The sequence below is a fragment of the Bradyrhizobium embrapense genome, assembly GCF_001189235.2.
GTDB classification, from domain to species: Bacteria; Pseudomonadota; Alphaproteobacteria; order Rhizobiales; family Xanthobacteraceae; genus Bradyrhizobium; species Bradyrhizobium embrapense.
In genome coordinates, this window is sequence record NZ_LFIP02000003.1 from 423427 (window position 1) to 449610 (window position 26184).

The 26184-nt window shown below is 64.4% G+C and carries 24 protein-coding genes and 1 other RNA gene; 15 read left to right on the forward strand and 10 right to left on the reverse strand.

Features of this window, described 5'->3' with window-relative positions:
- Window positions 1-39: 39 nt before the first annotated feature.
- From AKN83_RS16015 to AKN83_RS16025, 3 genes are all read right to left on the reverse strand, one after another.
- Window positions 40-972 (reverse strand): A4/G1 family peptidase, encoded by a 933-nt coding sequence (locus AKN83_RS16015; RefSeq protein ID WP_063695368.1) that lies wholly within the window; start codon window positions 970-972, stop codon window positions 40-42.
- Window positions 973-1073: 101 nt separating this feature from the next.
- Window positions 1074-1964, reverse strand: a complete 891-nt coding sequence (locus AKN83_RS16020; protein WP_050401910.1) for a phosphatase PAP2 family protein — start codon at window positions 1962-1964, stop codon at window positions 1074-1076.
- A gap of 43 nt (window positions 1965-2007) precedes the next feature.
- A complete protein-coding gene (locus AKN83_RS16025; RefSeq protein WP_172803559.1) occupies window positions 2008-3777 on the reverse strand; it encodes an adenylate/guanylate cyclase domain-containing protein in 1770 nt (589 codons plus the stop codon).
- A gap of 641 nt (window positions 3778-4418) precedes the next feature.
- Between AKN83_RS16025 and AKN83_RS16030 the strand changes: the two genes are divergently transcribed.
- A complete protein-coding gene (locus AKN83_RS16030; RefSeq protein WP_157113408.1) occupies window positions 4419-5711 on the forward strand; it encodes an MFS transporter in 1293 nt (430 codons plus the stop codon).
- A 4-nt stretch (window positions 5712-5715) separates the two neighbouring features.
- Here the strand turns inward: AKN83_RS16030 and AKN83_RS16035 are convergent, their stop codons facing one another.
- Window positions 5716-6327: a TetR/AcrR family transcriptional regulator gene (locus AKN83_RS16035; protein ID WP_050401907.1), complete on the reverse strand. Its 612-nt coding sequence runs from the start codon at window positions 6325-6327 to the stop codon at window positions 5716-5718.
- A gap of 156 nt (window positions 6328-6483) precedes the next feature.
- Here AKN83_RS16035 and AKN83_RS16040 point away from each other — a divergent pair, with 156 nt between their 5' ends.
- Window positions 6484-7716: a cytochrome P450 gene (locus tag AKN83_RS16040; protein WP_050401906.1), complete on the forward strand. Its 1233-nt coding sequence runs from the start codon at window positions 6484-6486 to the stop codon at window positions 7714-7716.
- Window positions 7717-7925: 209 nt separating this feature from the next.
- Window positions 7926-11648 carry an AsmA family protein gene (locus AKN83_RS16045; RefSeq protein ID WP_050401905.1) on the forward strand — a complete coding sequence of 1241 codons (3723 nt, stop codon included), beginning with the start codon at window positions 7926-7928 and terminating at the stop codon, window positions 11646-11648.
- Between the two features lie 68 nt (window positions 11649-11716).
- On the opposite strand, the gene AKN83_RS16050 is transcribed toward AKN83_RS16045, so the two are convergent.
- The 6 genes from AKN83_RS16050 to ssrA form a co-directional block, all read right to left on the reverse strand.
- Window positions 11717-12070: a VOC family protein gene (locus AKN83_RS16050; protein WP_050401949.1), complete on the reverse strand. Its 354-nt coding sequence runs from the start codon at window positions 12068-12070 to the stop codon at window positions 11717-11719.
- 55 nt (window positions 12071-12125) lie between these two features.
- A complete protein-coding gene (locus AKN83_RS16055; RefSeq protein WP_050401904.1) occupies window positions 12126-12401 on the reverse strand; it encodes a ribbon-helix-helix domain-containing protein in 276 nt (91 codons plus the stop codon).
- On the reverse strand, window positions 12398-12601 hold the full coding sequence (locus AKN83_RS38315; RefSeq protein ID WP_083992083.1) for a DUF4169 family protein: 204 nt from the start codon (window positions 12599-12601) through the stop codon (window positions 12398-12400). Before AKN83_RS38315 ends, AKN83_RS16055 begins: the two co-directional genes overlap by 4 nt.
- Window positions 12602-12877: 276 nt before the next feature.
- Window positions 12878-14293 (reverse strand): class II fumarate hydratase, encoded by a 1416-nt coding sequence (gene fumC, locus AKN83_RS16060; protein ID WP_050401903.1) that lies wholly within the window; start codon window positions 14291-14293, stop codon window positions 12878-12880.
- A 177-nt stretch (window positions 14294-14470) separates the two neighbouring features.
- Window positions 14471-14992: an SspB family protein gene (locus AKN83_RS16065; RefSeq protein ID WP_050401902.1), complete on the reverse strand. Its 522-nt coding sequence runs from the start codon at window positions 14990-14992 to the stop codon at window positions 14471-14473.
- 145 nt (window positions 14993-15137) lie between these two features.
- Window positions 15138-15504: a transfer-messenger RNA gene (ssrA, locus tag AKN83_RS16070) on the reverse strand.
- A 76-nt stretch (window positions 15505-15580) separates the two neighbouring features.
- Here ssrA and AKN83_RS16075 point away from each other — a divergent pair.
- The 12 genes from AKN83_RS16075 (at window position 15581) to AKN83_RS16130 (ending at window position 26073) form a co-directional block, all read left to right on the forward strand.
- Entirely contained in the window at window positions 15581-16192 is a 612-nt protein-coding gene (locus AKN83_RS16075; RefSeq protein ID WP_050401901.1) for a chromate transporter, read from the forward strand.
- On the forward strand, window positions 16189-16722 hold the full coding sequence (locus tag AKN83_RS16080; protein ID WP_050401900.1) for a chromate transporter: 534 nt from the start codon (window positions 16189-16191) through the stop codon (window positions 16720-16722). Before AKN83_RS16075 ends, AKN83_RS16080 begins: the two co-directional genes overlap by 4 nt.
- 93 nt (window positions 16723-16815) lie before the next feature.
- Complete coding sequence (locus AKN83_RS16085) at window positions 16816-17316, forward strand: tripartite tricarboxylate transporter TctB family protein (protein ID WP_050401899.1); 501 nt, start codon at window positions 16816-16818, stop codon at window positions 17314-17316.
- Between the two features lie 7 nt (window positions 17317-17323).
- Complete coding sequence (locus tag AKN83_RS16090; RefSeq protein ID WP_063695371.1) at window positions 17324-18838, forward strand: tripartite tricarboxylate transporter permease; 1515 nt, start codon at window positions 17324-17326, stop codon at window positions 18836-18838.
- A 133-nt stretch (window positions 18839-18971) separates the two neighbouring features.
- Window positions 18972-19952 (forward strand): tripartite tricarboxylate transporter substrate binding protein BugD, encoded by a 981-nt coding sequence (locus AKN83_RS16095; RefSeq protein ID WP_050401898.1) that lies wholly within the window; start codon window positions 18972-18974, stop codon window positions 19950-19952.
- 175 nt (window positions 19953-20127) lie between these two features.
- Window positions 20128-20922, forward strand: a complete 795-nt coding sequence (locus AKN83_RS16100) for a thymidylate synthase (RefSeq protein WP_050401897.1) — start codon at window positions 20128-20130, stop codon at window positions 20920-20922.
- Window positions 20922-21407, forward strand: coding sequence for a GNAT family N-acetyltransferase (locus AKN83_RS16105; protein WP_050401896.1), 486 nt, complete (start codon window positions 20922-20924; stop codon window positions 21405-21407). Before AKN83_RS16100 ends, AKN83_RS16105 begins: the two co-directional genes overlap by 1 nt.
- Window positions 21407-21919, forward strand: coding sequence for a dihydrofolate reductase (locus AKN83_RS16110; protein ID WP_050401895.1), 513 nt, complete (start codon window positions 21407-21409; stop codon window positions 21917-21919). The genes AKN83_RS16105 and AKN83_RS16110 overlap by 1 nt, the downstream gene beginning before the upstream one ends.
- A gap of 144 nt (window positions 21920-22063) precedes the next feature.
- Window positions 22064-23206 (forward strand): FtsH protease activity modulator HflK, encoded by a 1143-nt coding sequence (gene hflK, locus AKN83_RS16115; RefSeq protein ID WP_050401894.1) that lies wholly within the window; start codon window positions 22064-22066, stop codon window positions 23204-23206.
- Window positions 23203-24102, forward strand: a complete 900-nt coding sequence (gene hflC / locus AKN83_RS16120; protein WP_050401893.1) for a protease modulator HflC — start codon at window positions 23203-23205, stop codon at window positions 24100-24102. The genes hflK and hflC overlap by 4 nt, the downstream gene beginning before the upstream one ends.
- An 87-nt stretch (window positions 24103-24189) precedes the next feature.
- Entirely contained in the window at window positions 24190-24390 is a 201-nt protein-coding gene (locus tag AKN83_RS16125) for a DUF2065 domain-containing protein (protein ID WP_016841063.1), read from the forward strand.
- Window positions 24391-24576: 186 nt separating this feature from the next.
- A complete protein-coding gene (locus tag AKN83_RS16130; RefSeq protein ID WP_050401892.1) occupies window positions 24577-26073 on the forward strand; it encodes a Do family serine endopeptidase in 1497 nt (498 codons plus the stop codon).
- The last annotated feature ends 111 nt before the right edge of the window (window positions 26074-26184 follow it).

Genomic DNA, 26184 nt, shown 5'->3' on the forward strand with positions numbered 1-26184 from the left:
CGGTGCCGAGTCTCGCCGCGGAGCGCTGTCGAATGCGCGCTAGCGGAAGTGGGTGAGGAATTCCGTCGAATCGATCGGTTTCGCAATGGAGGGCTTCTCGGTCCTTTCCGGGCCCTCCTTCACGACGTACATGTCGATGAGCTTCGCGCCGGAGAGATTGCGCTCCACCGTCGCTCCGGTATTCATGTTGATTGCGGACGCGCCGCAGTCGTGGAAGACCACGGTGCCGTAGTCCGGGAGCTGCAGCGGGGCTGGATTTCCAGGGAGGGCCGACCGCTCCATCACCCATTCCGCCGTTGCGCCGGGAATCTTGAAGGGTTGCCCCAGCTGGGTCAGGGGTGCGGTTTGAAAGAACTGCACGGAGCGACTGGTCGTGAGGTTCGTGATCACGAACGACACGCCGGTGCGATCCGGTGCCACCTGCATGAGGCACATGATCAGATCGCCGGCATGAATCTTCGGCGACACGAGCGTGATGGGATGCGCCTGGGCCGGGTCGCCCCTGACCCACCATTGCCACCATGCGAAGAACGAGGTCGTCGGGCTGCCCGCGCCGACGGCAGGGTCGATGTTCTGCGCGGTGCCGATCTGCGGCAGCGTCGATCTGTAGTACCGGCGTTGTCCATCAAAGCCGATCCATGTCGAGCTGTGATAGATCTCGCTGGCCCGGCCGCTCGCCGGCTGGGTCGGCGTCGGCACCTGAAACTTCCCCCAAACCGACGAGAATATGGTGCCGTCCCTCGGCGTGATGTAGGCGCCGGACCAGTTGAGGCTGCTCTCGCGCCGCGGCGATTGGTCGAAGGATCGGCGCAGGCCCGCCGTGACGGGAGGAAGCAGGGCGATATCGAAGGCCTCGAACGCCACCGTCGGACCAAACATCTTCTGCCAGAATGCATACTCGGCCGGCTGCAGCACCGGGTCCGGCCGTCTCGGAAAGCCGAGCGCCTTCAGCTCGTCCTGCGAGGCGACCATCGTGCGAAATCCGGTGGGAGGAAGCGCGCTGGTCGTCGAATCCCTGACGACCTTCTTCAGGGCTTCGGTGTCGTATGTGGGGCTCCGCCCGTTTCGGGTGCTCATTGCCATTCGCCTGCGGCAGCCGTGATTGCGGCGTCGAACATCGGCACGACGGTTGCTGTCAGAATGGCGGTATCCAGCAGATCGGCGATCCTGGCGCCGCCTTCCGAATCCTTCGGATAATGCACGCCGGCGATCTCGCGGTTTCGCGCGATCGAATCCGCCAGGATCGACAGGTCGGACTTCCAGACGGCCTGGTCAGCCGCGGACATCGGCGTCGCGGCGAACACCCGCAGCATGCAGTTTTTCATGAAATGTGCCTGGGTGGAATGCCCGCTCGGCCAGGATGAGTGGCCGGGGACCTGGATCGGCGGCAGCAATGCGGGACAAATCTGCGACGGCCGGGGCAAATCGTACTTGTCCTTGAAATACAATGCCGCAAAGGACCCGATCAAACTCGCGATATTCAGCAGGCGCCAGGTCTGCGTATGCGAGCTGGGCCTCGCGGTCAGCACAGCCAGAAAATCCGTGAAAAATTCGACGTCCTGCGAGAGGATCAGGCCCATGGCATCGGGCCGTTCGTCCCGCGCGGCGAGCACGAGGTTGTCGATCTGGGCGGAATAGTTGGCAACCAGGTCGGTCCGGATCTGCGTGAAGGTGGCGTCGGCGTCGACGGTCGCTGCCCAGCCGGGGACATTGGCGATGAACTGATGCAGGACACGCCACGCATACCAGTTTGCCGACCATTGCCGGCTGCCGAAATGCGCCGGCGGCGTCCGCCGCAGGGTGCCAAGCTCGTCCGTCCCCGCAGGGTCGAGCCTCGTGACGAACGGCAAATCAACCCGGTCTGAAATCAGCCAGCCGCCCCCTCCGAGGTTGCCGGTATTTCCTGTATTTCCGGTATTGCCGGTGTTTCCGGTATTGCCCGTGTTACCTGTGTTGCCTGTCATTGACGTCTCTCCCTCTCTCGGCAGTTGTCGTCAGCAATACCGGTCAATCAGGAAGCCCCGCCGATCTGAGGTGGCCGAGCCAGGTTTCCAATGCATCGCCCCGAAACGGGCAGCGTGGCGCGTAGGACGAAATGCGGAATCCGGGTTGGATTTCCAGGTAGCGGCGTGCCGCCTCCGCTGCTTCTTCACGACGGCCCAAGGCACCGAGCGTGACGATGAGCAGGCGATGATTGAAGCGAATGAGCCCGTTGCGGTTCAATGCGCCACGCACCCACTCCAATGCCTGCTCATAATCGCCATTGACGTAGTGAGCCTGGCCGAACAATCCCTCGTGCCAGAACGAGCGCGCGTCGAGCGGCGAGAGCCGGACGCCCTGCTCACCCTGGTGCACGGCGGTAGGGCCATCGCCAAGAAAGCCGGACGTTGCGCTCGCCATCGTCCAGGCCATGGCTGAATTCGGGCCGGCGGCGATAGCGCGGTCGAGGGCTATCCTTGCGCTTTGAAAGTCATGCAGCAGGAATGACTGGACGTGACCATACACCGCCAGCGCGAATGCATCGTCGCCGCCTCGATCGATCGCCTCCTTGGCGTATCTGGCGCCGGCGATGATATCACCTTCGGGATCCGGCGATCCGATTTCCCCGATCCGGAACACGTACCACAGCGCGACGTAGGAATAGGCCAACGAAAAATTTGGATCGTATGAAATGGCTTGCTCGAGCAGGCCACGCGCCTTGGAAAAGGAATCGTAGTCCATCCGGTACAACAGATCGAGCGCCTGCAACACGAGGTCGTAGGCGGTCAGGTTCTGCGGGTGTTTCCGCATCGATCGCATCAGCTCACGCTCGCGAACCTGCGGGGCGATTTGTCTTACGACATTGACGGCAATCCGGTCCTGGAGCGCAAACAGTTCGCGAAGGTCGCCTTCGTGCAAATCCGAACGAATGACCTCGCCGGACTCGGCGTCGCTGAGCTCTGTCACGATGCGGACCGAGGTCATCGTCCGCTGAATGCCGCCATAGAGGACATAGCGAACCCCGAGCCGACGCCCGATCTCGCGCACATCGACGTTGCGGCCGCTGAAGCCGAGGCTGGAGCCGCGCGATACGACAAAAAGCTCCTTTAATCCGGCAAGGCCGCGAATGATGTCGTCAACGACACCGTCGGCGAAATACCCCTCTTCCGGAGTGGCGAGGTTCATCCGAAACGGCAGTACGGCAATCGAGGGACGAGGTTCCGAGCCCACCGGTGCTTCGCCAACCAGCTTCGCGGGCTGCATGGAGCGGTGGAGCGCATACACGCGGACAGGCCGGCCCATATTGCGCAGATGCAGATCGCCAAGATCAATCACGCTCACGTCCAGGTCCTGGCCGATCTGCTCCGCAACGGCCCCCGAGACCACGACGCCGCCCGCCTGCGCATAGCTCTGAAGCCGCGCCGCGATGTTCACGCCCTCGCCATAGACGTCATCTTCTTCAACGATGATGTCGGCGGCATTCAGCCCGATGCGAAAGCTGATGCGCTCGTCAGCCGGCATCGCGGCCGTATTGACGGCCAGAGCTTCCTGCAGCGAAAGCGCGCACCGCGTTGCGTCGCGCGCGGTATCGAATGTCGCAAGGAAGCCATCGCCGGTATTCTTGACGATCCTTCCGTTCTGCGCCGTGACGCCCGGGTCGAGGATTTCCGAGCGCAGTCGCATCAGGCAGGTGTGGGTGTTTTCCTCGTGCGCCTCCATCAAGCGCGTATACCCGACCACGTCTGCCGCAAGAATTGCCGCAAGGCGTCGCCGAACTTCCGGGACCGATGGGGTCATCATATTATTGATACTTCTGCAAAATTTACTGATACGCGACTGAAATCTGGCACGACGAACGCGACATCAACGCGAAAAAGAATATCTTCATCAAGATCATAAAGGAAGGCTTCATCCGGCAGGGTGGGCCAGCCGGGTGCGCTGGTACAGTATATTGTTTGCAACCTTTGAGGAGGCGTTCGTGCTTTGCCCACGCAACGCAACTGCGCCCCTTGACTGCATGGCTGGGTCATCGTTGCGACGAAATGCGTCACCATTGATCTGCGTCAATGCAGGAAATGGAATTGTCCGTTCTGGCCGCCGATCGTGAGCGAGTTCGGCCGGGAGCGCGGCGTTACCGTGGGCGATCCTCATCAATGCATCCGGTGCGGCCCGCCGTCCGATCGAGCGTGCTCGCAATTTCCGCAGGCAACGGAAGGTCAGCTGGCATGGCCGAGGGCTTCGACATCGCGCGCGAGTTTGCCGTGCCGAGCCTATCTGTCTATGAATTGCTTCACACAATTCGGGCTGTTGATCGAGCGAATCGACGCGGGCTGGTGGAATACCGGCCCGTGAAGCCAACCTTGTCCATGGGACTTGACCGTCAGCGGGCGTAGGCTGAAACAGGTAGTCGTCCCCTGACCCTGGCAATGAAGACCTCCATGCGACTTCCCTTCTTTTACGGCTGGATCATCGTCGCGGTGACGTTCGTCACCATGGCGATCGGCGTCAATGCGCGAACGGCGTTCTCGCTGTTCTATCCGCCGATCATCTCCGAATTCGGCTGGGAGCGCGGCGTTACCGCAGGCGCATTCTCGTTCGGCTTCGTCGCTTCCGCGATCGCGAGCCCGCTGATCGGGCGGCTGATGGACCGCAGCGGTCCGCGCGCGGTGATGGAGCTTGGTGTCCTCTTGATGGGCTCCGGCCTGCTGCTGGCGCCGCTCACCACGCAGCCCTGGCATCTCTATCTCACCATCGGCGTGCTGGTTGGTTCCGGCAGCGTGTGCCTCGGCTATTCCGGGCAATCGCTGTTCGTGCCGAACTGGTTCATCCGCCGCCGCGGGCTGGCGATCGGGCTCGCATTTGCCGGCGTCGGCATCGGCTCGGTGACATTGCTGCCATGGGTACAGCACATGATCGAGCAGACCGGCTGGCGCACCGCCTGCACCGCGATGGGGATCCTGGTGCTGGTCGCGCTGGCGCCGATCAACCTGTTGCTGCACAAGAAGCCGGAGGACATCGGCCTGCAGCCGGACGGCGATGCCGCGCCGACGGCGACGTCGGCCAGACCGGCATCGAACATCGTCGATCCGGTGTGGGCCGGCACCGATTGGACGCTGCCGCGCGCGCTGCGCACCGCGCGATTCTGGTGGATCGCGATCGGTTATTTCTGCGGCCTGTACATCTGGTATGCGGTGCAGGTGCACCAGACCAAATTCTTGCTCGACATCGGCTTCAGCTCCAATGTCGGCGTCTGGGCGCTCGGCGTCGTCAGCCTGCTCGGCATTCCCGGCCAGATCTGGCTCGGGCATCTCTCCGATCGCATCGGCCGCGAATGGGTGTGGGCCATCTCCTGCTTCGGCTTCGTGATCTGCTTTGCCGCGCTCGCCGCCTTGAAATACTGGCCGAGCATGGCGCTGATCTATCTCATGGTGTTCACGCAAGGTGCGCTCGGCTATGGATTGACATCCGTGATGGGACCGGTGGTGCTGGAGATATTCCAGGGCAGGCACTACGGGAGCATCTTCGGCACCGTGATGCTGGCCGCGCTCGCCGGCGGAGCCGCCGGCCCCTGGATCACCGGCCAGCTCTATGATCTCTCGGGCAGCTATACCAGCGCGTTCCTGCTCGGGATCGCCGTCAGCCTGCTGTCGGCATTCGCGATCTGGCAGGCCTCGCCGCGCAAGGTCCGTGCCGTCGCCGGACAAATGCACAAGGCCGCCAGCGCCGCCTGACGCATCAGGCGGATGAAACGCCGATCGCCCGCTGCAGGTCGGTGATCGCGCGCAGGCAACTGTCGGCTGGCGTGGTCTCCGGATCGATCAGGCGGTGCAGACGGAAGCCGTCTTCCAGCGCCAGCACGATCGCGCCGGTCCAGTCCGGATTGAGCCTGGCGTTCCTGCCGCTGTTCTTCTGTGCAGTCTCGACGATGTCGGCAATCAGTTTGCGTCGTGCACGCAGGCGTTTGGCGAGTTCGGGCCGGCGCTTCTCGGCGCGTGCCACGAACAGGATCATCTCCATATGCAGGAGAGGCGAGCGGCCGAGCGGATCCTGCCGGCTGCGGTCCACGGTGCGCAATGCCGCCAGGAAGTCCGCGAGGTCACTGTGCCTGGCGAGCAAATCGAGATTGCGCCGGATCGATTGCTCGACGTGATCCTCGAGCATCGCGAAGATCAGCTCGTCCTTGCTCTTGAAGTTCGAATAGAACGCGCCGCGGGTGAAGCCCGCGGCGGCCGCGATCGCTTCGATGCTGGCGCCGCCGATGCCCTGTTCCTCGAACACCCGCGCCGCCGCCTCGAACAGCTTCTCGCAGGTGTCGTCCCGTGTCGGCCTGGTTCGAACCCTTGACATCGGCGCAGTTTAGGGCACAATGCAACTCGATACAAGAGTGTATCGAGTTGCATTCGACAGAAACAGAACAGCCGCCCCCGCGATGGTGCGGTCTTGAGGATGACACCAAGGCGCGCCAGAGTGTAGGCACCGGCGTAGCGCACGAACGAGGTCACCATGAACGAGCAAGTTCAGCCGGCCAGCGGCGAGCCGCTTTTCAATCCACTGGCGCCCGAATTCATTCGCAATCCCTATCCGTACTATGAGCGGCTGCGCCGGCTCGATCCGATGCATGTCAACGCGCACGGCGCCTTCGTCGCCAGCCGGCACGCCGAGGCGAGCCTCGTGCTGCGCGACAAGCGGTTCGGCAAGGACTATGTCGAGCGCAGCATTCGCCGCTACGGCCCGAAGATCATGGACGAGCCGGTCATCCGCAGCATGAGCCACTGGATGCTGCAGCAGGACCCGCCCGACCATACCCGCCTGCGCGGCCTCGTCGTCAAGGCGTTCACCGCGCGCCGGGTCGAGGACATGCGGCCGCGAATCCAGCACGTCGTCGACGAAACGCTCGACCGCATCATTCCGCAAGGCAAGATGGACCTGATCGAGGATTTCGCGTTCCGCCTGCCGGTAACGATCATCTGCGACATGCTCGGTATCCCCGAGGAGCATCGCGATGCCTTCTACAACGGCTCGCGCGACGGCGGCCGCCTGCTCGAGCCGGTGCCGCTATCGGCAGAGGAGATCAAGCAGGGCAACGCCGGCAACGCGATGGCTGCGATGTATTTCCACCAGCTGTTCGAGCTGCGCCGCAAGCAGCCCGGCGACGACCTGACCACGCAACTGGTGCAGGCCGAGGAGAACGGCCAGAAGCTGACCAACGAGGAACTGACCGCCAACATCATCCTGCTGTTCGGCGCCGGCCACGAGACCACCGTGAACCTGATCGGCAACGGCCTGCTGGCGCTGTTCCGCAACCCGGACCAGCTCGCGCTGCTGAAGGCCAATCCCGGCCTGATCACCAATGCGATCGAGGAGTTCCTGCGCTACGATTCCTCGGTGCAGCTGACCGGCCGCGTCGCGCTGGAAGACATCGAGGATCTCGGCGGCAAGCGCATCCCGAAGGGCGAGAGCGTGCTGTGCCTGCTCGGTTCGGCCAACCACGACGAGGCGGTCTATCCCGACCATCCCGAGAAGCTCGACATCCAGCGGCCGAACGTGAAGCCGCTGTCGTTCGGCGGCGGCATCCATTTCTGCCTCGGCGCCCAGCTGGCGCGGATCGAGGCCGAGATCGCGATCTCGACGCTGCTGCGCCGGATCCCCGACCTGCGGCTCGATGACGCGGAAAACCCGGAGTGGCGGCCGACCTTCGTGCTGCGCGGGTTGAAGCGGCTCCCTGCGAGCTGGTGACATCCGGGACGTGGTCACACATCCGGGATGTGCGGCAGGGCGGCAACCCTGCCGGGCTGCCAGCGTGTGCGCGCATGCTTGAGCGGAAAACCCACATCCGACTGACGTCGCAGCGGTAAAGCCGCTGTGACTTCGCCATACTTGTCCCTATATTTGGGTTGCTCCGGCCGAGGGTTCAGCACCGCGGAGCCGGCTCAAAGGGAGACACCGTGCAGACGACGCTGCTCGGCCTGGCAATCGCCTTCATTCTTGCACTGGTCGCTGCGCTGGTCGGTCCGTATTTCGTTGACTGGAACCAGTTCAGGCCGCAGTTCGAGGCGGAGGCGTCCAAGATCATCGGCGCGCCGGTTCGTGTCGCCGGCAATCTCGACGCGCGCCTGCTGCCGGCGCCCTCGCTGCGGTTGAAAACCGTCACCATCGGCGGAGCCAACGACCTCGGCAAGGTCCGCGCCGCCGATCTCGACGTCGAGTTCAGCCTGAGCTCGCTGATGCGCGGCGAGTGGCGCGCGAACGAACTCACCGTCAATGGCCTGTCGCTGGATATCGGGCTCGATCCGAAAGGGCGGATCGACTGGTCGCCGTCGAGCGGGAGCTTCAACCTGGCTTCGCTGGCGATCGACCGTCTCAATCTGACTGGCCGCATCGCACTGCACGATGCCGGGAGCCGCAGCACGCTCGAGCTGAACGACGTTGCCTTCAGCGGCGATGTCCGCTCGCTTGCCGGCGCGGTCCGCGGCGACGGCAATTTCATGTTCGACGGCAACCGCTACCCGTTTCGGATCTCCTCCGGGCAAAGCGCCGACGGCAGCGGCACCCGCCTGCACTTCAACATCGATCCCGGGCAGCGGCCGGTGTCGGCCGATCTCGACGGCATCCTGACCTTCGAGGCCCGCGCGCCGCGGTTCGAGGGCAGCGTGACGCTGGCGGGCGCGCCCGGCCAGCGCGGCGGCAGCGACATGCCGGCCTGGCGGATCGCGGCCAGGGTCAAATCGGATTATTCGGCGGCACGTCTCGACCAGGTCGAGGTCAGCTATGGCGGCGAGGACCGCGCGCTGAAGCTCGCCGGAAACGGCGATCTGAAGTTCGGCGCGTCGCCGCTGCTGCGCGCCTCGCTTGCCGCACGACAGCTCGATGGCGACAAGTTCGCCGCCAAAGATAGCGTCAAGGACGGCAATAGCGGCAATGTCGAGCCGGTGCGGGTGCTGCCGGCGATGCGCGCGGTGTTGTCGGGCCTTCCGCAAAGCCCGATACCGGCACAGGTCGAGCTGACATCCGAGCAGATCATGCTCGGCGGCCGCCCGTTGCAGGACGTCTCCGCAGAGCTGCAATCGGATGCGAAATCGTGGACTGTGCGCCGGCTGGAGTTTCGCGCACCCGGATCCACGCGGGTCTCGATGAGCGGCGCCAGCGCGCAAGGAGGAGCCTCGAACAGCTTTAAGACCGCGCTCAACATCGAATCGTCCGATCCCGATACGCTGATGAGCTGGCTGCAGGGGCGGGGCGACATCGCCTATCGCAGCCAGAAGCCGCTGCGGTTGCGCGGCGACGTCACGGTGTCGCCATCAGGCTTTTCGATCGACGCGATGAAGGCGGAAACCGAGGGCGGCGTTGTCGAGGGCCGCGTCGCGGTCGCACATCGCGAGGCGACGAGCGACTCCAAGGTCGAGGCGCAGTTGAAGGCGGAGCGGCTCGATCTCGATGCGACCGCGGCCTTCATCCGCTCGCTGGCCGGTCCGCAAGCGGAATGGCCGGACGAGGCGCAACTGTCGCTCGACGTCGGTCGCGCGATTTCTTCGGGACAGGAATTGCGGCCGCTGCTCGCGAAGATCGCCTACAGCCCGAAGAACATCGTGCTCGAGCGCGTCAAGATCGGTCAGCCCGACAATGTCACGCTCGACGGCAGCGGCAATTTCGATCGCGCCAATTCGACCGGCAAGCTCGCAGTCGATGCGACCGCCGCGTCGCTTGGCCGGCTGACGGCCGTGGTTCAGCCGTTCGCGCCGGCGCTTGCCGCGCGGCTCGGCGTGCTGCGCGCGGATGCCGGTCCGGTTCGTGCCAGGTTTGCGCTCGACCTCGGCAAGGGCAAGGCCGCCGACCGCGCCACCGCGCGCGCGACGGTCGATCTCGATACCCCGCAGCTCAAGGGCAATACGGTGATCTCGGCGACGCCGCCGGTGGCTGCGATCCATGCGCTCGATGTCGACACACTTCGCAACAGCGAGGTGACCGCCGAGGCGAAGTTCTCTGCGAGCGAGGGCAGTGCGCTGCTGGCGCTGCTTGGGCTTGACCGCGCGGTCGCAGCCGGTGCGGGCACGACGCAGTTCGAGGGGACCGCGAGCGGCGCGTGGCACGCGCCGTTGCGGCTGAAGGCGAGGCTCTGGGGCGCCGGGCTCGACGCGGATGCGGAAGGGACCGCGGAGCCATGGCCTAAGAACGGGGCAGGCGAGAGCAAATCGAGCGTCAGCCTCCGTGTCCGCAGCGCCGACATCAGTCCGCTGCTCAATCTGAAATCATCCGATCCGGCGGCAAACATCCGTCTGTCGTCGCGGGTCACGCTTGCGGGTGACAGGCTGACCTTCGACGATCTCGACAGCATCGTCGCCGGTTCGCGGCTGCGCGGCCGGCTGGCGCTGGCGCTCGCCGATCAGAAGAGCATCGACGGCGAAGTCGGCCTCGATCAGATCACGCTGGCGCCGATTTTCGCGGCGGCGATCGGCGCGGCCGGTCACGATGGGACCGAGCCGCTCGGCCAGGGGCTGACGAGCGCCTGGCGCGGCAAGGTTACGTTCGAAGCGCTGCACGGCCTGCTGCCGGGCGGGGCCGAGCTGCAGCCGGTCAGCGGCACCATCAGGTCGGACGGGCAGTCGCTCACCTTCGACGGCATCAAGGGCAAGATCGGCGGCGGCGAGGCGACCGCATCGATCGATGCGCGGCAGGGCGTCAACGGCCTCGCGTTGAATGCAAATGTGCAGCTGTCGGGCGTCGACGGATCGGCCTTGCGCTATCGCAGCCTCGCGATGCCCAAGGCACGCACTTCGATGCAGATGACGTTGTTGACGCAGGGCCGCAGCGCCTCGGCGCTGATCGGTGCGCTGTCCGGCAGCGGCGCCGTGACGCTGGAGGGGCTGAACCTCCCAGGGCTCGATCCGCGCGCGTTCGACGTTGCGATCCGCGCCAGCGATTCCGGGCAGGCGACCGACGACGCACGGCTGAGGCAGATCGTCGAACCGGCGCTCGCCGCCGGCGGGCTTTCGGTCGGTTCGGCGCAAATCCCGTTCAACATCCGTGACGGCCGCGTCCGGTTCGGCACCACCACGCTCGCGGCGAGCGGTGCCAACGTCATGGTGTCCGGCGGCTACGACATTCCGGCCGACCAGGCCGACATCCGCGCCGCGCTGGCATCGACGCAGTTCGGCACCGTGAGCAGCCGCCCGGAAATCCAGCTGCTCGCGGTGGGTACACCCGACGGATTGTCACGCAGCGTCGACATTGCGGCGTTGTCGTCGTGGCTGGCGGTGCGCGCAATCGACCGGGAGACCAAGCGGCTCGACGCGATCGAGCGCGGTGAACCGGCACCGCCCCCGATCCCGGCAGCCCTTCCGCCGCCGGCCGCTGCAGTGCCCGATGCGCCCGGTGCAAGTTCGGCGGCAGTGCCTTCTGCCAACTTGCCGGTGCCCGGCCCGGATCCGCGCCGCGTGCCGGCGAAGCCGAAGATCGTTGCGCCACGCCCGCCGACTGTCCCGCCGGTCGCCACCGCGCCCGCCGTTGCGGTGCCTGGGCCGGTCGCGAGCCCGCCGCAGCTGGCGCCGCTGCCGCCGCCGATCGAGGTCAAGCCGGTGCCCGGCGCGGCAAGGTCGAGGCCGCTGCGGCCGCCGCTCTCGCTGACGCCGCAGGTCGCCAATCCGCCACCGCGGCCGGCGATGCAGAACTAGAATGCATCTTCAAGTGAAGTGGGTGCCGGTTCGCGAGATGAAAACGCGTCGGAACAGCAATCCAGCGCTTACGATCGGTGCTGGAGAATATTGATCAGCCGGCCGAAGGGATCGCGGACGAAGAAGCGCCGCACGCCCCATGGCTCGTCCGCCGGTCCGTATTCGATCGCAATGCCTGCGCCCTTCATCCGGTGCAGTGCTTCGTCGAGGTCGTCGACCTCGATCGAGAGATCGGGCACCGGCGTGCCGGAACCGCCTTCGGAAGCGAAGCTGATTTGAACCTGCATCGTTTCGGATGAGCCGTAGGTCGCAACCCAACCGAAATCCATCAGCGGCTCGAGGCCGAGCATGTCGCGATAGAAGGACTTCGCTGCCGCGACATCCGATGCGGCAACGTTCGCGACGATGCGATTGACCTTCATGCTGAAGTCCGTGCGGCGAAACGACAGTCTGCCGAAGCGGCGGTCGGCAAGGCAATCAGGCTTGCTGGCGCGTGTCGACCTGTTGCGGCCTGACATCCGTCGGTACCGCCGGGTTGGCGCGCGAGCGGAAATAGTCGAGCACGAAAAGCCGGATCGCCGAGGATAGATTGCCCTGCTGGCGATTGCTGTCGATCTCGCCGACCAATTCCGACAGCGTCATGTTCCGCAGACCGGAAATCTCCTTCATGCCGTTCCAGAAGGCTTCTTCGAGGCTGACGCTGGTCTTGTGACCGGCGACGACGATCGAACGCTTGACGACGGGAGACTTCATGATGCGTCTCCACTTTCGATACGCTGCTGGTTTAGGAGGTGCTGATCGAGCACACGCTCACTGCGCTCGCCGAGAAATTCGTCACGCGCTCGTTCGGATTTGGTGCGACCGAATAGCGCACGATTGGCTTCGGCCTGCTTTGCTGCTTGTTCGCGCTCACCGCGCTTCTTGAATCGTTTCAAGTTGACCACGTCGCCCATGCTCGTCGTCCTTATCGTCCCCAGAGCGGAATTGGTGATGCATCGTGACGAAAGCAAGAGCGATCGCGCTAGGCGCCCGGCTCGATATCCATCCCGAATCCCCATCTGATGCTCGTGATAGCATCAAAGAATCCGTTTCGCTCTGCGAAAACTAGACGTCTGTACCATGCGCCAACGCAGAGCTGATAGGTAACTCGCCTTAGTCTTTAGGAGTTATGGTCCATAATTATATCACGCGCAGTGACCGTAATTATCCGGACATTGCGCGTCGTTCGCTCAGCCGGGGTGTGTCATTTTGTCCGGCTGCACGAGGCGATCAAATTCGTCGGCTGACACGAATCCAAGGCGCAAAGCCTCTTCCTTCAACGTCGTTCCGTTTGCGTGCGCCGACTTGGCGACCTTGGCTGCGTTGTCGTAACCGATCTTCGGCGCGAGGGCGGTCACCAGCATCAGCGAGCGCTGCATCAATTCGTTGATGCGCTTTTCGTCGGCGCGTATGCCGACAACGCAATGCTCAGTAAACGAGCGGACAACGTCGGACAGCAACTGAATGGAATTTATCATACAATATGCCAATACGGGCTTGTACACGTTGAGCTCGAAATGGCCCTGGCTGCCGGCGACGGTGATCGTGGTCTGATTGCCGAACACCTGGCAGCAGACCATGGTCATGGCTTCGCACTGGGTCGGATTGACCTTGCCCGGCATGATCGACGAGCCCGGCTCGTTCTCCGGCAGGATCAATTCGCCGAGGCCCGAGCGCGGGCCCGAGCCGAGGAAGCGGATGTCGTTGGCGATCTTGAACAGGCCGGTCGCCACCGAATTGATCGCGCCATGCACCAGCACATAGGCGTCGTTGGAGGCCAGCGCCTCGAACTTGTTCGCCGCGCTGGTGAACGGCAGCTTGGTGATCTCGGCGACATGCCTGGCGAAGGCGTTGGCGAATTCCGGCTTCGAGTTGAGCCCGGTGCCGACGGCGGTACCGCCCTGCGCGAGCGGAAACAGCTCCTTCACCGCGGTATGCAGCCGCGCGATGCCGCTCTCGACCTGCGCGGCGTAGCCGGAGAATTCCTGGCCGAGCGTCAGCGGCGTTGCGTCCTGGGTATGCGTGCGGCCGATCTTCACGATCCTGGCAAACGCTTCCTGTTTCTGGTGCAACGCCTGATGCAGCTCGGTGAGGGCAGGGATCAGGTCGGCGATGATGCGCTCGGCGGCTGCGATATGCATCGCGGTCGGAAACGAGTCGTTCGACGATTGGCTCATGTTGACGTGATCGTTCGGATGGATCGGCTGCTTGGCGCCGAGCTCGCCGCCGAGCATCTGGTTGGCGCGGTTGGCGATCACCTCGTTCACGTTCATGTTGGTTTGCGTGCCCGAGCCGGTCTGCCAGACCACCAGCGGAAAATGATCGTCGAGCCTGCCCTCGATCACTTCCCTGGCGGCGCCGATGATGGCGTCGGCGCGGCGTGCATCGAGCTGGCCGAGTTCGCGATTGGTCTCGGCTGCGGCGAGCTTGACGATGGCGAGTGCATGAATGATCGCGATCGGCATCCGGTCGTGGCCGATCTTGAAGTTCTGGCGCGAGCGCTCGGTCTGCGCGCCCCAGTAGCGATCGGCGGCGACGTCGATCGGACCGAAGCTGTCGGTCTCGCTGCGGGTGGCGGCGTTGGATGGTGTCGTCGATTGAGCCATGCATGCTCTCCGTTGCGTCATCGGAACGTGGTCCGGCGGTACGCCGGCTTTCCGCCGCGACAATGCGAAAGGCGTCCGCGCGGAAGCACGTTCAAGCAGAAGATAGTCCGGGATGACGATCTGTCATCCCGGCCGTCGAGAGCATCCTACAAGGTCGAGGATCGACCAGCGTTTAGATTATTTCTTGCGGAAGCGGTCCAGCCGTACGACCTCGGCGCCTTCGCCGGGCTTTGTGGGCTCCGGCTCGGTCTCGGCCGTCTCGGTCTCGGCTGCCGCCCGGGCGGCCGGTGCGGGAAGGGGAGCGGCAGGCGCCGTGGCGGGAGGGGCCTCCTCGGACAACGCATCCGAGACGTCGAACCGCAGATCGAACGGTGCGGACGGATCGAGGAAACGGGTCACCGCGGCGAACGGCACGCTGAGCCGCTCGGGAATCCCGCCGAACGACAGCCCGACCTCGAACCGGTCCTCGGTCACCACCAGATCCCAGAACTGGTGCTGCAGGATGATGGTCATCTCCTCCGGATACTGCGCGAGCAGCCGCGGTGACAGCTTCACGCCGTCGCCGTGCGAGAGGAAGGTGATGTAGAAATGGTGCTCACCCGGCAGGCCATGTTCAGCCGCGTCCGACAAGACCCGGCGCAGCACCCCGCGCAGCGCGTCGCGCGCCAGCACGTCATATCGGATGTGATCGGTCGCCATGGTGATCCTGTCGCTTCGAAAATGGCCGGTGAGGCGCCGCCGGACCCTCCCGACTCGCCCTTTTGGCCAGATGTTACCCCGCCGGGAGCCGGAAATCAGCAGGGCCGGCACCTCATAATGCGGGCGGACGCCCGATCGGAAATAAAGTGGAGGCTTCTGTTGCCAGGTGCCTCCGAACCCCGCCTAACGGAGCTTAACCCGTTAGGACTTTAAGTTGGTCTTTCAAACTGCGTTACGCAGCCTGAGCAACCGGAGCAAAGTTGTCGTTGGCAACTATTGCATTAGCCCGATAACGGCGGAACCATACCGAGAAAAAACACGCCCTTTACGCCCTCGTCGATCCTATTTCGCCCCCGCCGAAAGCCACCAGAGCAAGGCGCTCGGGATGGGTTTTGGTGGAGGCGCCGGGTACCGCCCCCGGGTCCGAATGGTTTATTGCGACGGTCATTTATTTCCATAGCCGGCGAACCGGCACCCCCAATATAGGCGGCCCGAACGGAGAAAAACAGAGCCGATTCAGGCTTGTTCAGGTGTGAAAACACGCCGATTTGGTTTGGCCGGCGTCCTGACGCCGTTCTAGATTTGGCCATGCCCCCGGAATCCCCGCCGGCTGCCGCCCCGGCGCCGGATGCCTCCGCACCATCCCCGGCCCATCAGCCTGGCCTGCTCGAGCTGTTCCTGGCCTTTGCCAGGATGTCGCTGGCCGGTTTTGGCGGGGTCCTGGTCTGGGCACGGCGGTCGATCGTCGAGCAGCACGGCTGGATGACCGCTGAGGAGTTCAACGAGACCTTCGCGCTGTGCCATTTCCTGCCAGGCCCGAACATCGTCAACCTGTCGGTTGTATTCGGCTCGCGCTTTCGCGGCATCGCCGGCGGGCTTGCGGCCTTCGCCGGGCTGGTCGGGCCGCCGATGGTGATCGCGACAATCCTTGCCGCACTCTATGCCCGCTACGGCGATATCGACGTGTTGCGCCGGACGCTCGCCGGCGTCGCCTGTGCCGCGGTCGGGCTGCTGTTCGCGGTCGTCCTCAAGATGATGATGCCGCTGCTGAAGCGACGCGATGTCACAGGGCTGGTTATTTTGTCCGCGGTTTTCGTCGCGATCGGTCTGATCCGGTGGCCGCTCCAGATCGTGCTGCTGGTCGCGGTCCCGCTCAGCATTGCGACGACAGTTTTGGCGCGACGCATGGTGAAGGCATGAGCTCGGAGTCCAATCCGATCGCCGCGCTGGTCTGGACCTTCGGTCTGATGTCGCTGTTTGCGGTCGGCGGGGCCAATTCGGCGATCCCCGAAATGCACCGCGCCGCCGTCGAGGTGCATCACTGGCTGACCGAGAAGCAATTCGCCGACATGTTCGCGATCTCGCAGCTCTCGCCGGGACCGAACGTGCTGATCGTGACGCTGATAGGCTATTCTGTCGCAGGCGTCGCCGGGGCATTGGTCGCGACGGTCGCGATGTGCGGACCGACCGCGCTGCTTGCCTATTATGTGAGCCGTTTCCTTGATCGCTCGCGCGACGCGCGCTGGCCGGCAATCATTCAGGCTGCATTGGTTCCGCTTTCGATCGGCCTGATGGCCGCTTCCGGCCTGATCGTGGCGCAGACGTCAGACCAAAGTTGGATCGCCGTCCTGATCACCATTGTCGCAGCTGCGCTTGCTTTTGCGACACGGATCAATCCCTTATGGATGTTGCTTGCCGGAGGTCTCTTGGGTTTTGCTGGCGTTGTCTGACGAAAATCGCTAGCAAGGCTTTCGGTCAACGCACCACAAGCCAAGCCATTCAATCACAACGGGCGGGACAGCCCTGACGGGGGAAGCGAAGTCATGAGCGATACGCCAAGCGAGGCGCCGGTCAAATCGATCTTGCCGGAATGGGTGCGCGGTCCGCAGGACTTCGTCGGCGGGCTCGCCATGATGGCGGTTGCGCTGTTTGCCTTGTGGGCTTCGAGCGATCTGCAGGGCATGCACGGATTTTCGTTCGGCGCGGGAACCGCGCCGCGCATGTTCGCCGTGCTGCTACTGTTGCTCGGCGGCGCCGTGGCGCTGATGGGAATTCTGAAGGACGGCCCGCACATCGCGGCCTATTCCTGGCGCGGCCCGCTGTTCGTATCGGCCGCGATCGTGTTCTTCGCGGTCGCGATCCGTCCGCTCGGGCTCGTCGTCTCCGCCTTTGCCGCCTTCCTGATCGCAGCGCTTGGCTCGCATGAGACACGATGGCTCGAGGCCATCATTGTCGGCGCCTGCCTGACGCTCGGCTGCGCGCTTCTGTTTCCTTATGTGCTGGGACTTCCGATGCCGATGTTCCCGCGTTTCCTGATCCAGTGAGGGCGTGATGGAACTGTTTGCCAATCTCGCCCACGGTTTCGCGGTCGCGTTCTCGCCGATCAACCTTCTGATGTGCCTGATCGGTGCGCTGGTCGGCACGCTGGTCGGCGTGCTGCCGGGCATCGGCACCATCGCTACCGTCGCGATGCTGCTGCCGATCACCTTCGGCCTGCCGCCGGTGGGCGCGCTGATCATGCTCGCCGGCATCTACTACGGTGCGCAATATGGCGGCTCGACCACCTCGATCCTGGTCAATATTCCGGGTGAGGCGACCTCCGTGGTCACCGCGCTCGACGGCCACCAGATGGCCAAGCAGGGCCGCGCCGGTCCGGCGCTGGCGATCGCCGCGATCGGCTCGTTCTTCGCCGGCTGCGTCGCAACCGTGCTGATCGCCGTGCTCGGCGCGCCGCTGACCAAGCTCGCGCTGGCGTTCGGCCCGGCCGAGTATTTCTCGCTGATGGTGCTCGGCCTGATCTTCGCGGTGGTGCTCGCCAAGGGCTCGGTGCTGAAGGCGATCGCGATGATCGTGTTCGGCCTGCTGCTGTCGATGGTCGGCTCCGACATCGAGACCGGCGCCTCGCGCATGGCCTTCAACATCCCCGAGCTCGCCGACGGCCTCGGCTTTGCCACGGTGGCGATGGGCGTGTTCGGCTTCGCCGAGATCATCCGCAATCTCGACCACGGTGCGGAAATGGACCGCAACCTAGTGCAGCAGAAGATCACCGGCCTGATGCCGACCAAAAAGGATCTGGCGGATTCCACGCCCGCGATTCTGCGCGGCACGGTGCTCGGCTCGATCCTCGGCATCCTGCCGGGCGGCGGCGCCGTGATCGCCTCGTTCGCGGCCTATACGCTGGAGAAGAAGCTGGCGAGGAATCCGTCGCGGTTCGGCCGCGGCGCGATCGAGGGCGTGGCGGCGCCGGAAAGCGCCAACAACGCCGCGGCGCAGACCTCGTTCATTCCGCTGCTCACGCTCGGCATTCCGCCGAATGCGGTGATGGCGCTGATGGTCGGCGCGATGACCATTCATGGCATCGTGCCGGGCCCGCAGGTGATGCAGAAGCAGCCCGATTTGGTCTGGGGCATGATCGCCTCGATGTGGATCGGCAACCTGATGCTGATCATCATCAACCTGCCGCTGGTCGGCATCTGGGTCCGTCTGCTGCGCGTGCCGTACCGGCTGATGTTCCCTTCGATCGTGGTGTTCTGCGCGATCGGCATCTACTCGGTGAACAACGCGCCGGTCGACGTCGTCCTGGCGGGCGCATTCGGTCTGGTCGGCTACTGGCTGATCAAGCACGATTTCGAGCCGGCGCCGCTGCTGCTCGGCATGGTGCTGGGCCCGCTGATGGAGGAGAACCTTCGTCGCGCACTCCTGATCTCGCGCGGCGACTGGAGCGTGTTCCTGTCGCGGCCGCTGTCGGCGGTGCTGCTGGCGATCGCTGCGGGCCTGCTGGTGCTCGCCGTGCTGCCGACCTTGCGTGCGAAGCGCGACGAAGTGTTTGTGGAGTCCGAGGGATAATCATTGCTGCGCGCCTGCGTCGGCGCGCCGCAGGCGGAAGTCGAATCGACACTCGATGTCGTCTCATGAAATGAAAATGCCGGCCGATTTGGCCGGCATTTTTATTGGTCAAATGTTCCCGGGAGGAATTGAGATGATGTCCATTCGCTCGCTTGCGGGCGCATGCCTATCGGCATTTGCCGCGCTGAGCGCATTCGCCGTGCCGGCGTCCGCGCAGAACTATCCGACGCGCACCATCACCATGATCGTGCCGTTCGCAGCCGGCGGTCCGACCGACGTCATCTCGCGCATCGTCACCGCGCACATGGCGCAGACACTCGGACAGAGCATCGTCATCGAGAACGTGGTCGGCGCCGGTGGCACCACGGCGACGACACGTGCCGCACGCGCCGCCAACGACGGCTACACGCTCGTCACCGGACATATGGGCACGCACGCTGCATCCGTGCCGCTCTATCCGAAGCTCGCCTATCACCCGGAAAAGGATTTCGAGCCGGTTGCGCTGCTCGCGGGCACGCCGATCCTGATCCTTGCGCGCAAGGATTTCCCGCCGAAGGATCTGAAGGAATTCGTCGCCTACGTGAAGACCAATGCCGAGAAGGTCAACGCCGCGCATGCCGGCATCGGCTCGGTCTCGCATGCCTCCTGCGAGCTGTTGAATTCGATCCTCGACGTCAAGCCGGTCGGCGTGCCGTTCAACGGCACCGGCCCCGCCATGAATGCGCTGGTCGCCGGCCAGGTCGATTACATGTGCGATCAGATCGTCAACGCGGTGCCGCAGATCAACGCCGGCACCATCAAGGCCTATGCGGTCGCCACCCCGGAGCGCAATCCGTCGCTGCCCAATGTCCCGACCACGGCAGAGGCCGGCCTGCCGGCCTTCCAGGCCCAGGCCTGGAACGCGATCTTCGCGCCGAAGGGAACTTCGCCCGCCATCATCGCCACGCTGAATGCCGCGGCGATCAAGGCGCTCGACGAGGACAATGTGCGCAAGCGCCTGCTCGAGCTCGGCAGCGTGATTCCGGCGCCCGCCAACCGTACGCCGGAGGCGCTGGCCACCCTCGTCAAGAACGAGATCGCGAAGTGGACCCCGGTGCTGAAGCCGGCGACTTAACTCAACGTGATCAGGCGGATAGGGCAGGGGCGGAACGCGAGTTCCGCCCCTTGTCGTTTGACGCAGGAGTGTTCATTTTTCGGGGTATAATCGCTGTATCCAGCCGAATCAGCGTGTCGGCCGGCCGCCTCCGCCGCTAAATTCGCCGCTCTCTCGAAGGCCTGAAACAGACGCCATGAACCAGTATCACGACTTGCTCGAACGCATCCTCGCCGATGGCGCGGAGAAGCACGACCGCACCGGCACCGGCACGCTATCGATCTTCGGCCACCAGATGCGCTTCAACCTGTCGGCCGGGTTCCCGATGCTGACCACCAAGCGGTTGCCGCTGAAGGCGATCGTGCACGAGCTGCTCTGGTTCCTCGCCGGCGACACCAACATCAAATATCTCAACGACAACGGCGTCACGATCTGGGACGAATGGGCCGACGCCAACGGCGATCTCGGCCCGGTCTACGGCTCGCAATGGCGCTCGTGGCCCGCGCCTGATGGCCGCAGCATCGACCAGATCACGAACGTGATCGAGATGATCAAGCGCAATCCGGACTCGCGGCGGCTGATCGTCAGCGCCTGGAATCCGGCCGAGGTCGACAAGATGGCGCTGCCGCCGTGCCATTGCCTGTTCCAGTTCTATGTCGCGAACGGCAAATTGTCCTGCCAGCTCTATCAGCGTTCCGGCGACGTCTTCCTCGGCGTGCCCTTCAACATCGCCTCCTATGCGCTGCTGACCATGATGGTCGCGCAGGTGACAGGTCTCAAGCCCGGCGATTTCGTGCATTCGCTCGGCGACGCGCATCTCTACTCGAACCATCTCGAGCAGGCGCGCCTGCAACTCACGCGGCCGACGCGGCCGCTGCCGACGATGGCGATCAACCCCGATGTGAAGGATATCTTCGCGTTCCGCTACGAGGACTTCAAACTCGAGGGCTACGACCCGCATCCGCACATCAAGGCCGAAGTCGCGGTCTGATGTCGCTCACCATCCGCCGCGCGCGGCCCGATGAGGCCGGACTGGTGTTCTCGCTGGTCCGCGAACTCGCCGACTACGAAAAGCTGCTGCACGAGGTCCACGCCAGCGAGGCCGATATCGCCGAGGCGCTGTTCGGCGCGAGCCCGCGGCTCACTTGCGACATCGCGGAATGGAACGGCGAGCCGGCCGGCTTCGCGGTCTGGTTCGTCAACTTCTCGACCTTCGCCGGCCGCCACGGCATCTATCTCGAAGACCTGTTCGTGCGCCCGGCGCTGCGCGGCAAGGGCATCGGCAAGGCGCTGCTGGTGCATCTGGCGAAGCAATGCCTCGCCAATGGCTGGTCGCGCCTGCAATGGGCGGTGCTCGACTGGAATGCGCCGTCGATCGCGTTCTACAAGTCGTTGGGTGCCGAGCTGATGGACGAATGGACGATCTGCCGCGTCTCCGGTCCGGCGCTGTCGGCGCTCGCGGAAGGAGCGCGCTGATGGAGATCGTGCTCGTCGTCGCGGTCGCCGAAAACGGCGTGATCGGGAAGGAGAACGCCATTCCGTGGCGGCTCAAATCGGATCTGCGCCGCCTCAAGGCGATCACGCTGAACAAGCCTGTCGTGATGGGACGCAAGACCTTCGAATCCCTGCCCAGGCCGCTGCCGGGACGCACCAACATCGTTGTGACGCGCGATGCGAACTACCGTGCGCGCGGCGCCGTCGTCACCAATTCGTTCGAGAACGCCCACGCAATTGCGCTTGGTGACGCGCTGCGGCGTTTCGCCACTGAAATTGCAATCATCGGTGGCGCTGAAATCTATGCGCAGTGGATGGGCATCGCCGACCGGCTTGAGATCACCGAGGTTCACGCCAGCCCGGACGGCGATACACGGTTCGACAAAATCGATACCAAGGCGTGGGAAGAGGTCGCGCGTGTGCGAAATCCGGCAGGTCCGGATGACAGCGTCGACTTCTCCTATGTGACATATCGTCGGCGCGGCCGGGGTTAACCAATGTTTGCATTGACAATTATGCCCCGGCGCATAGCTCGTCGGGCCAGGAAGCTTGCGTTGTAAGGGCCCTGACGGTCCCCTATAACCGGGCCGGACATTCGAGCCCGGGCGTCCCGCCCGGACTTGCCGAGGAGATGTTTGATGCCGTGGAAAAATCAGGGCGGAGGGCCGTGGGGCTCGGGTCCGAAAGGGCCGTGGGGCACGGGTCCGCAGTCAGCCGGGCCGAGGCCGCCGGATCTTGAGGATCTGCTGCGGCGCGGCCAGGACCGGCTGCAGCAGTGGCTGCCCGGCGGTCATCTCAGCGGCATGGGTATCGCGCTGGTGTTGGTCGCCGCGCTGGCGATCTGGTTCGCGACCGGCATCTTCCGCGTCCAGTCCGAGGAGCTCGGCGTCGTGCTGCGGTTCGGCAAGTACGTCCGCGATGCGCAGCCGGGCCTGCGCTATCACCTGCCGTATCCGATCGAGACGGTGCTGCTGCCGAAGGCGCTGCGCGTCAACACGATCTCGATCGGCATGACCCTGATCGACGATCCCGCCCGCCGCGGCCGCAGCATGCGCGACGTGCCGGAAGAGAGCCTGATGCTGACCGGCGACGAAAACATCGTCGACGTCGACTTCACCGTGCTGTGGCGCATCAAGCCGGGCGGAGCAGGCGCCTATCTGTTCAACATCCAGAATCCGGAAGGCACCGTGAAGGCGGTTGCCGAGAGCGCGATGCGCGAGGTGATCGGCCGCTCGCAGATCCAGCCGATCCTGACCGGGGCGCGCAATGTCACCGAGCAGAGCGTGCAGGAGCTGATGCAGAAGACGCTCGACAGCTACAACGCCGGCATCCAGATCACGCAGGTGCAGATGCAGAAGGTCGATCCGCCGGCGCAGGTGATCGACGCATTCCGCGACGTCCAGGCTGCTCGAGCCGACCTCGAGCGCAAGCAGAACGAGGCACAGACCTACGCCAACAGCATCGTGCCGGGAGCACGCGGCCGTGCGGCGCAGATCCAGCAGGCCGCCGAGGGCTACAAGGAGCAGGCGGTCGCCGAGGCCAAGGGCCAGAGCGCGCGCTTCCTGAAAGTCTATGAAGAGTACAAGAAAGCACCCGACGTGACGCGCGAGCGCATTTATCTGGAGACCATGGAAAAAGTGCTCGGCAGCTCCGAGAAGCTGGTTTACGACGGCGGCCAGGGCCAGAACATCGTGCCCTATCTCCCGCTCGGCGAACTGACCACGCGGCGTCCGCCGGCGGCGCCGGCCACGACCGGCCAGCAGCAGGGAGCCACCCGATGAGGTCCCCCGTCACCGGCATCGTGTCCCTGATCGTTCTCTTCGTCGTGCTCGCCGTCGGCTACAGCTCGGTGTTCACCGTGCAGCAGACCGAGCAGACCATCGTCCTGCGGTTCGGCGAGCCGGTCGATGTCGTCACCGAGCCCGGCCTGCACTTCAAGGCGCCGTGGAATTCGGTGATCAACGTCGACAAGCGCATCCTCGATCTGGAGAACCCGTCGCAGGAAGTGATCGCCTCGGACCAGAAGCGGCTCGTGGTCGATGCCTTCGCGCGCTATCGCATCAAGAATGCGCTGCGCTACTACACCAGCGTCGGTTCGATCCAGGCCGCCAATCTGCAGCTGACCACGCTGCTCAACGCAGCGCTGCGCCGCGTGCTCGGTGAGGTCACCTTCATCACGGTGGTGCGCGACGATCGTGAGAAACTGATGCAGCGCATCCGCGAACAGCTCGACAAGGAGGCTGACGGCTACGGCATCGAGGTCGTCGACGTCAGGATTCGCCGCGCCGACCTGCCGGAGCAGAACAGCCAGGCGGTCTACAACCGGATGAAGACCGAGCGCGAGCGCGAAGCCGCCGAGTTCCGTGCCCAGGGCGACCAGAAGGCGCAGGAAATCCGCTCGAAGGCCGATCGCGAAGCGACCGTGATCGTCGCCGAGGCGAACTCGGCCGCGGATCAGACCCGCGGTGCGGGCGATGCCGAGCGCAACCGCCTGTTCGCCGAAGCCTACGGCAAGGACAAGGACTTCTTCGCGTTCTATCGCTCGATGACGGCGTATGAGAACGGCCTCAAGCCGAACGACACGCGTTTCCTGTTGCGGCCGGACTCGGAATTCTTCAGATACTTCGGCAGTGCCAGCGGCAGGCCGTCCGAGGCGGCCGCGGCGCCGAAACAGTAACGTCACGATCACGATACGGCGGCGACGCGAACGACGCGTCGCCGCGTTCAATAGAACAACAAGCATCAATTGGGAGGCTGCGATCCGATGAAGTCCATAGCGTTCGGCGACTTCCTCATCGGGTTGGGAATCCTGTTCGTGCTCGAAGGCATCCTGTTTGCGGCAAGCCCCGCCTGGATGCGCCGGGCGATGAAGAGCGCGCTGGCCACGCCCGACAACATCCTGCGCATCGTCGGCATCGGGTCGGCGGTCGCGGGACTTGTTCTGATCTGGGCGGTGCGACGCTGAGCATTGCCTGTTCCACCGCGCTGATCGCGCCGGAATGAACATAATCGTGAGCCTCGCGCGGCCGGTTTTTCGCCGAAATGCCCGGCTGAGATGCTTGCGCCATATGCCCGTTCGGGCGCACTCTGTAACCACGGGCGCATACTGCGACCAGCTCATTTGAACCCGTTTGCCTGGAGAAACTCCGACATGATCGCTGCCAGACCAGCCCTGAGCCGCCGCCTCCGCATGATGGGAGCTGCGATCTCGATCGGTGCTGCGAGCATGCTGAGCTCCGTGCCGGCGTTCGCACGCGGCCCCGATGGCATCGCCGACATCGCCGAGAAGGTGATCGACGCCGTTGTCAACATCTCGACGTCGCAGACGATCGAGGCCAAGGACCGGACGATGCCGCAGCTGCCGCCGGGCTCGCCGTTCGAGGAATTCTTCGACGACTTCTTCAAGAACCGCCGCGGCCCGCCCGGCAAGGGCGGCGACAAGAGCGGCGAGTTCCAGCCGCGCAAGACCAACTCGCTCGGCTCGGGCTTCATCGTGGATACCGCGGGCATCGTCGTCACCAACAACCACGTGATCGCCGATGCCGACGAGATCAACGTCATCCTCAACGACGGCACCAAGATCAAGGCCGAGCTGGTCGGCGTCGACAAGAAGACCGACCTCGCGGTGCTGAAGTTCAAGCCGCCGAAGCCGCTCACCGCGGTCAAGTTCGGCGACAGCGATAAGATCCGTCTCGGCGACTGGGTGGTCGCGATCGGCAACCCGTTCAGCCTCGGCGGCACCGTGACTGCGGGCATTGTCTCGGCCAAGAACCGCGACATCAGCCAGGGCCCGTATGACAGCTACATCCAGACCGACGCCGCGATCAATCGCGGCAATTCCGGCGGTCCGCTGTTCAACCTCGACGGCGAGGTGATCGGCGTCAACACGCTGATCATCTCCCCGACCGGCGGTTCGATCGGCCTCGGCTTCGCCGTGCCGTCGAAGACGGTGGCCGGTGTCGTCGACCAGTTGCAGAAGTTCGGCGAGTTGCGCCGCGGCTGGCTCGGCGTGCGGATCCAGCAGGTCACCGACGAGATCGCCGACAGTCTCAACATCAAGCCGGCGCGCGGCGCGCTGGTTGCCGGCGTCGACGACAAGGGCCCGGCCAAGCCGGCCGGCATCGAGCCCGGCGACGTCGTCGTCAAGTTCGACGGCAAGGACGTCAAGGATCCCAAGGATCTGTCACGCGTCGTCGCCGACACCGCGGTCGGCAAGGAAGTCGACGTCGTCATCATCCGCAAGGGCAATGAAGAGACCCGCAAGGTCACGCTCGGCCGGCTCGAGGACAACGAAAAGGTTCAGCAGGCCAATGCCAAACCCAAGGACGACACCGCCGAGAAGGCGGTGACCCAGAAGGCGCTCGGTCTCGACCTCGCGGCACTGAGCAAGGATCTGCGTACCAAGTACAAGATCAAGGACAGCGTGAAGGGCGTCGTCGTCACCGGCGTCGACAATGCCTCCGACGCTGCCGAGAAGCGGCTGTCGGCCGGCGACGTCATCGTCGAGGTGGCGCAGGAGGCGGTGTCCAGCGCCGCCGACATCAAGAAGCGCGTCGATCAGCTGAAGAAGGACGGCAAGAAGTCCGTGCTGCTATTGGTCTCCAATGGCGACGGCGAACTGCGCTTCGTCGCGCTCGGCGTGCAGTAGAATTTTCTGTTGTCATTCCGGGGCGGTCCGCAGGACCGAACTTCAGAGGCGCAATTGCGCCCCCGGGGAATCTCGAGATTCCGGGTTCGATGCTTCGCATCGTCCCGGAAT

Bases quoted from the DNA above. Each gene is read 5' to 3' on its own strand.
- AKN83_RS16015 (WP_063695368.1), bottom strand. From the start codon at position 972: ATGGTCGCCTCGCAGGACGAGCTGAAGGCGCTCGGCTTTCCGAGACGG.
- AKN83_RS16020 (WP_050401910.1), bottom strand. From the start codon at position 1,964: ATGACAGGCAACACAGGTAACACGGGCAATACCGGAAACACCGGCAAT.
- AKN83_RS16025 (WP_172803559.1), bottom strand. From the start codon at position 3,777: ATGACCCCATCGGTCCCGGAAGTTCGGCGACGCCTTGCGGCAATTCTT.
- AKN83_RS16030 (WP_157113408.1), top strand. From the start codon at position 4,419: ATGCGACTTCCCTTCTTTTACGGCTGGATCATCGTCGCGGTGACGTTC.
- AKN83_RS16035 (WP_050401907.1), bottom strand. From the start codon at position 6,327: ATGTCAAGGGTTCGAACCAGGCCGACACGGGACGACACCTGCGAGAAG.
- AKN83_RS16040 (WP_050401906.1), top strand. From the start codon at position 6,484: ATGAACGAGCAAGTTCAGCCGGCCAGCGGCGAGCCGCTTTTCAATCCA.
- AKN83_RS16050 (WP_050401949.1), bottom strand. From the start codon at position 12,070: ATGAAGGTCAATCGCATCGTCGCGAACGTTGCCGCATCGGATGTCGCG.
- AKN83_RS16055 (WP_050401904.1), bottom strand. From the start codon at position 12,401: ATGAAGTCTCCCGTCGTCAAGCGTTCGATCGTCGTCGCCGGTCACAAG.
- AKN83_RS38315 (WP_083992083.1), bottom strand. From the start codon at position 12,601: ATGGGCGACGTGGTCAACTTGAAACGATTCAAGAAGCGCGGTGAGCGC.
- fumC (WP_050401903.1), bottom strand. From the start codon at position 14,293: ATGGCTCAATCGACGACACCATCCAACGCCGCCACCCGCAGCGAGACC.
- AKN83_RS16065 (WP_050401902.1), bottom strand. From the start codon at position 14,992: ATGGCGACCGATCACATCCGATATGACGTGCTGGCGCGCGACGCGCTG.
- AKN83_RS16075 (WP_050401901.1), top strand. From the start codon at position 15,581: ATGCCCCCGGAATCCCCGCCGGCTGCCGCCCCGGCGCCGGATGCCTCC.
- AKN83_RS16080 (WP_050401900.1), top strand. From the start codon at position 16,189: ATGAGCTCGGAGTCCAATCCGATCGCCGCGCTGGTCTGGACCTTCGGT.
- AKN83_RS16085 (WP_050401899.1), top strand. From the start codon at position 16,816: ATGAGCGATACGCCAAGCGAGGCGCCGGTCAAATCGATCTTGCCGGAA.
- AKN83_RS16090 (WP_063695371.1), top strand. From the start codon at position 17,324: ATGGAACTGTTTGCCAATCTCGCCCACGGTTTCGCGGTCGCGTTCTCG.
- AKN83_RS16095 (WP_050401898.1), top strand. From the start codon at position 18,972: ATGATGTCCATTCGCTCGCTTGCGGGCGCATGCCTATCGGCATTTGCC.
- AKN83_RS16100 (WP_050401897.1), top strand. From the start codon at position 20,128: ATGAACCAGTATCACGACTTGCTCGAACGCATCCTCGCCGATGGCGCG.
- AKN83_RS16105 (WP_050401896.1), top strand. From the start codon at position 20,922: ATGTCGCTCACCATCCGCCGCGCGCGGCCCGATGAGGCCGGACTGGTG.
- AKN83_RS16110 (WP_050401895.1), top strand. From the start codon at position 21,407: ATGGAGATCGTGCTCGTCGTCGCGGTCGCCGAAAACGGCGTGATCGGG.
- hflK (WP_050401894.1), top strand. From the start codon at position 22,064: ATGCCGTGGAAAAATCAGGGCGGAGGGCCGTGGGGCTCGGGTCCGAAA.
- hflC (WP_050401893.1), top strand. From the start codon at position 23,203: ATGAGGTCCCCCGTCACCGGCATCGTGTCCCTGATCGTTCTCTTCGTC.
- AKN83_RS16125 (WP_016841063.1), top strand. From the start codon at position 24,190: ATGAAGTCCATAGCGTTCGGCGACTTCCTCATCGGGTTGGGAATCCTG.
- AKN83_RS16130 (WP_050401892.1), top strand. From the start codon at position 24,577: ATGATCGCTGCCAGACCAGCCCTGAGCCGCCGCCTCCGCATGATGGGA.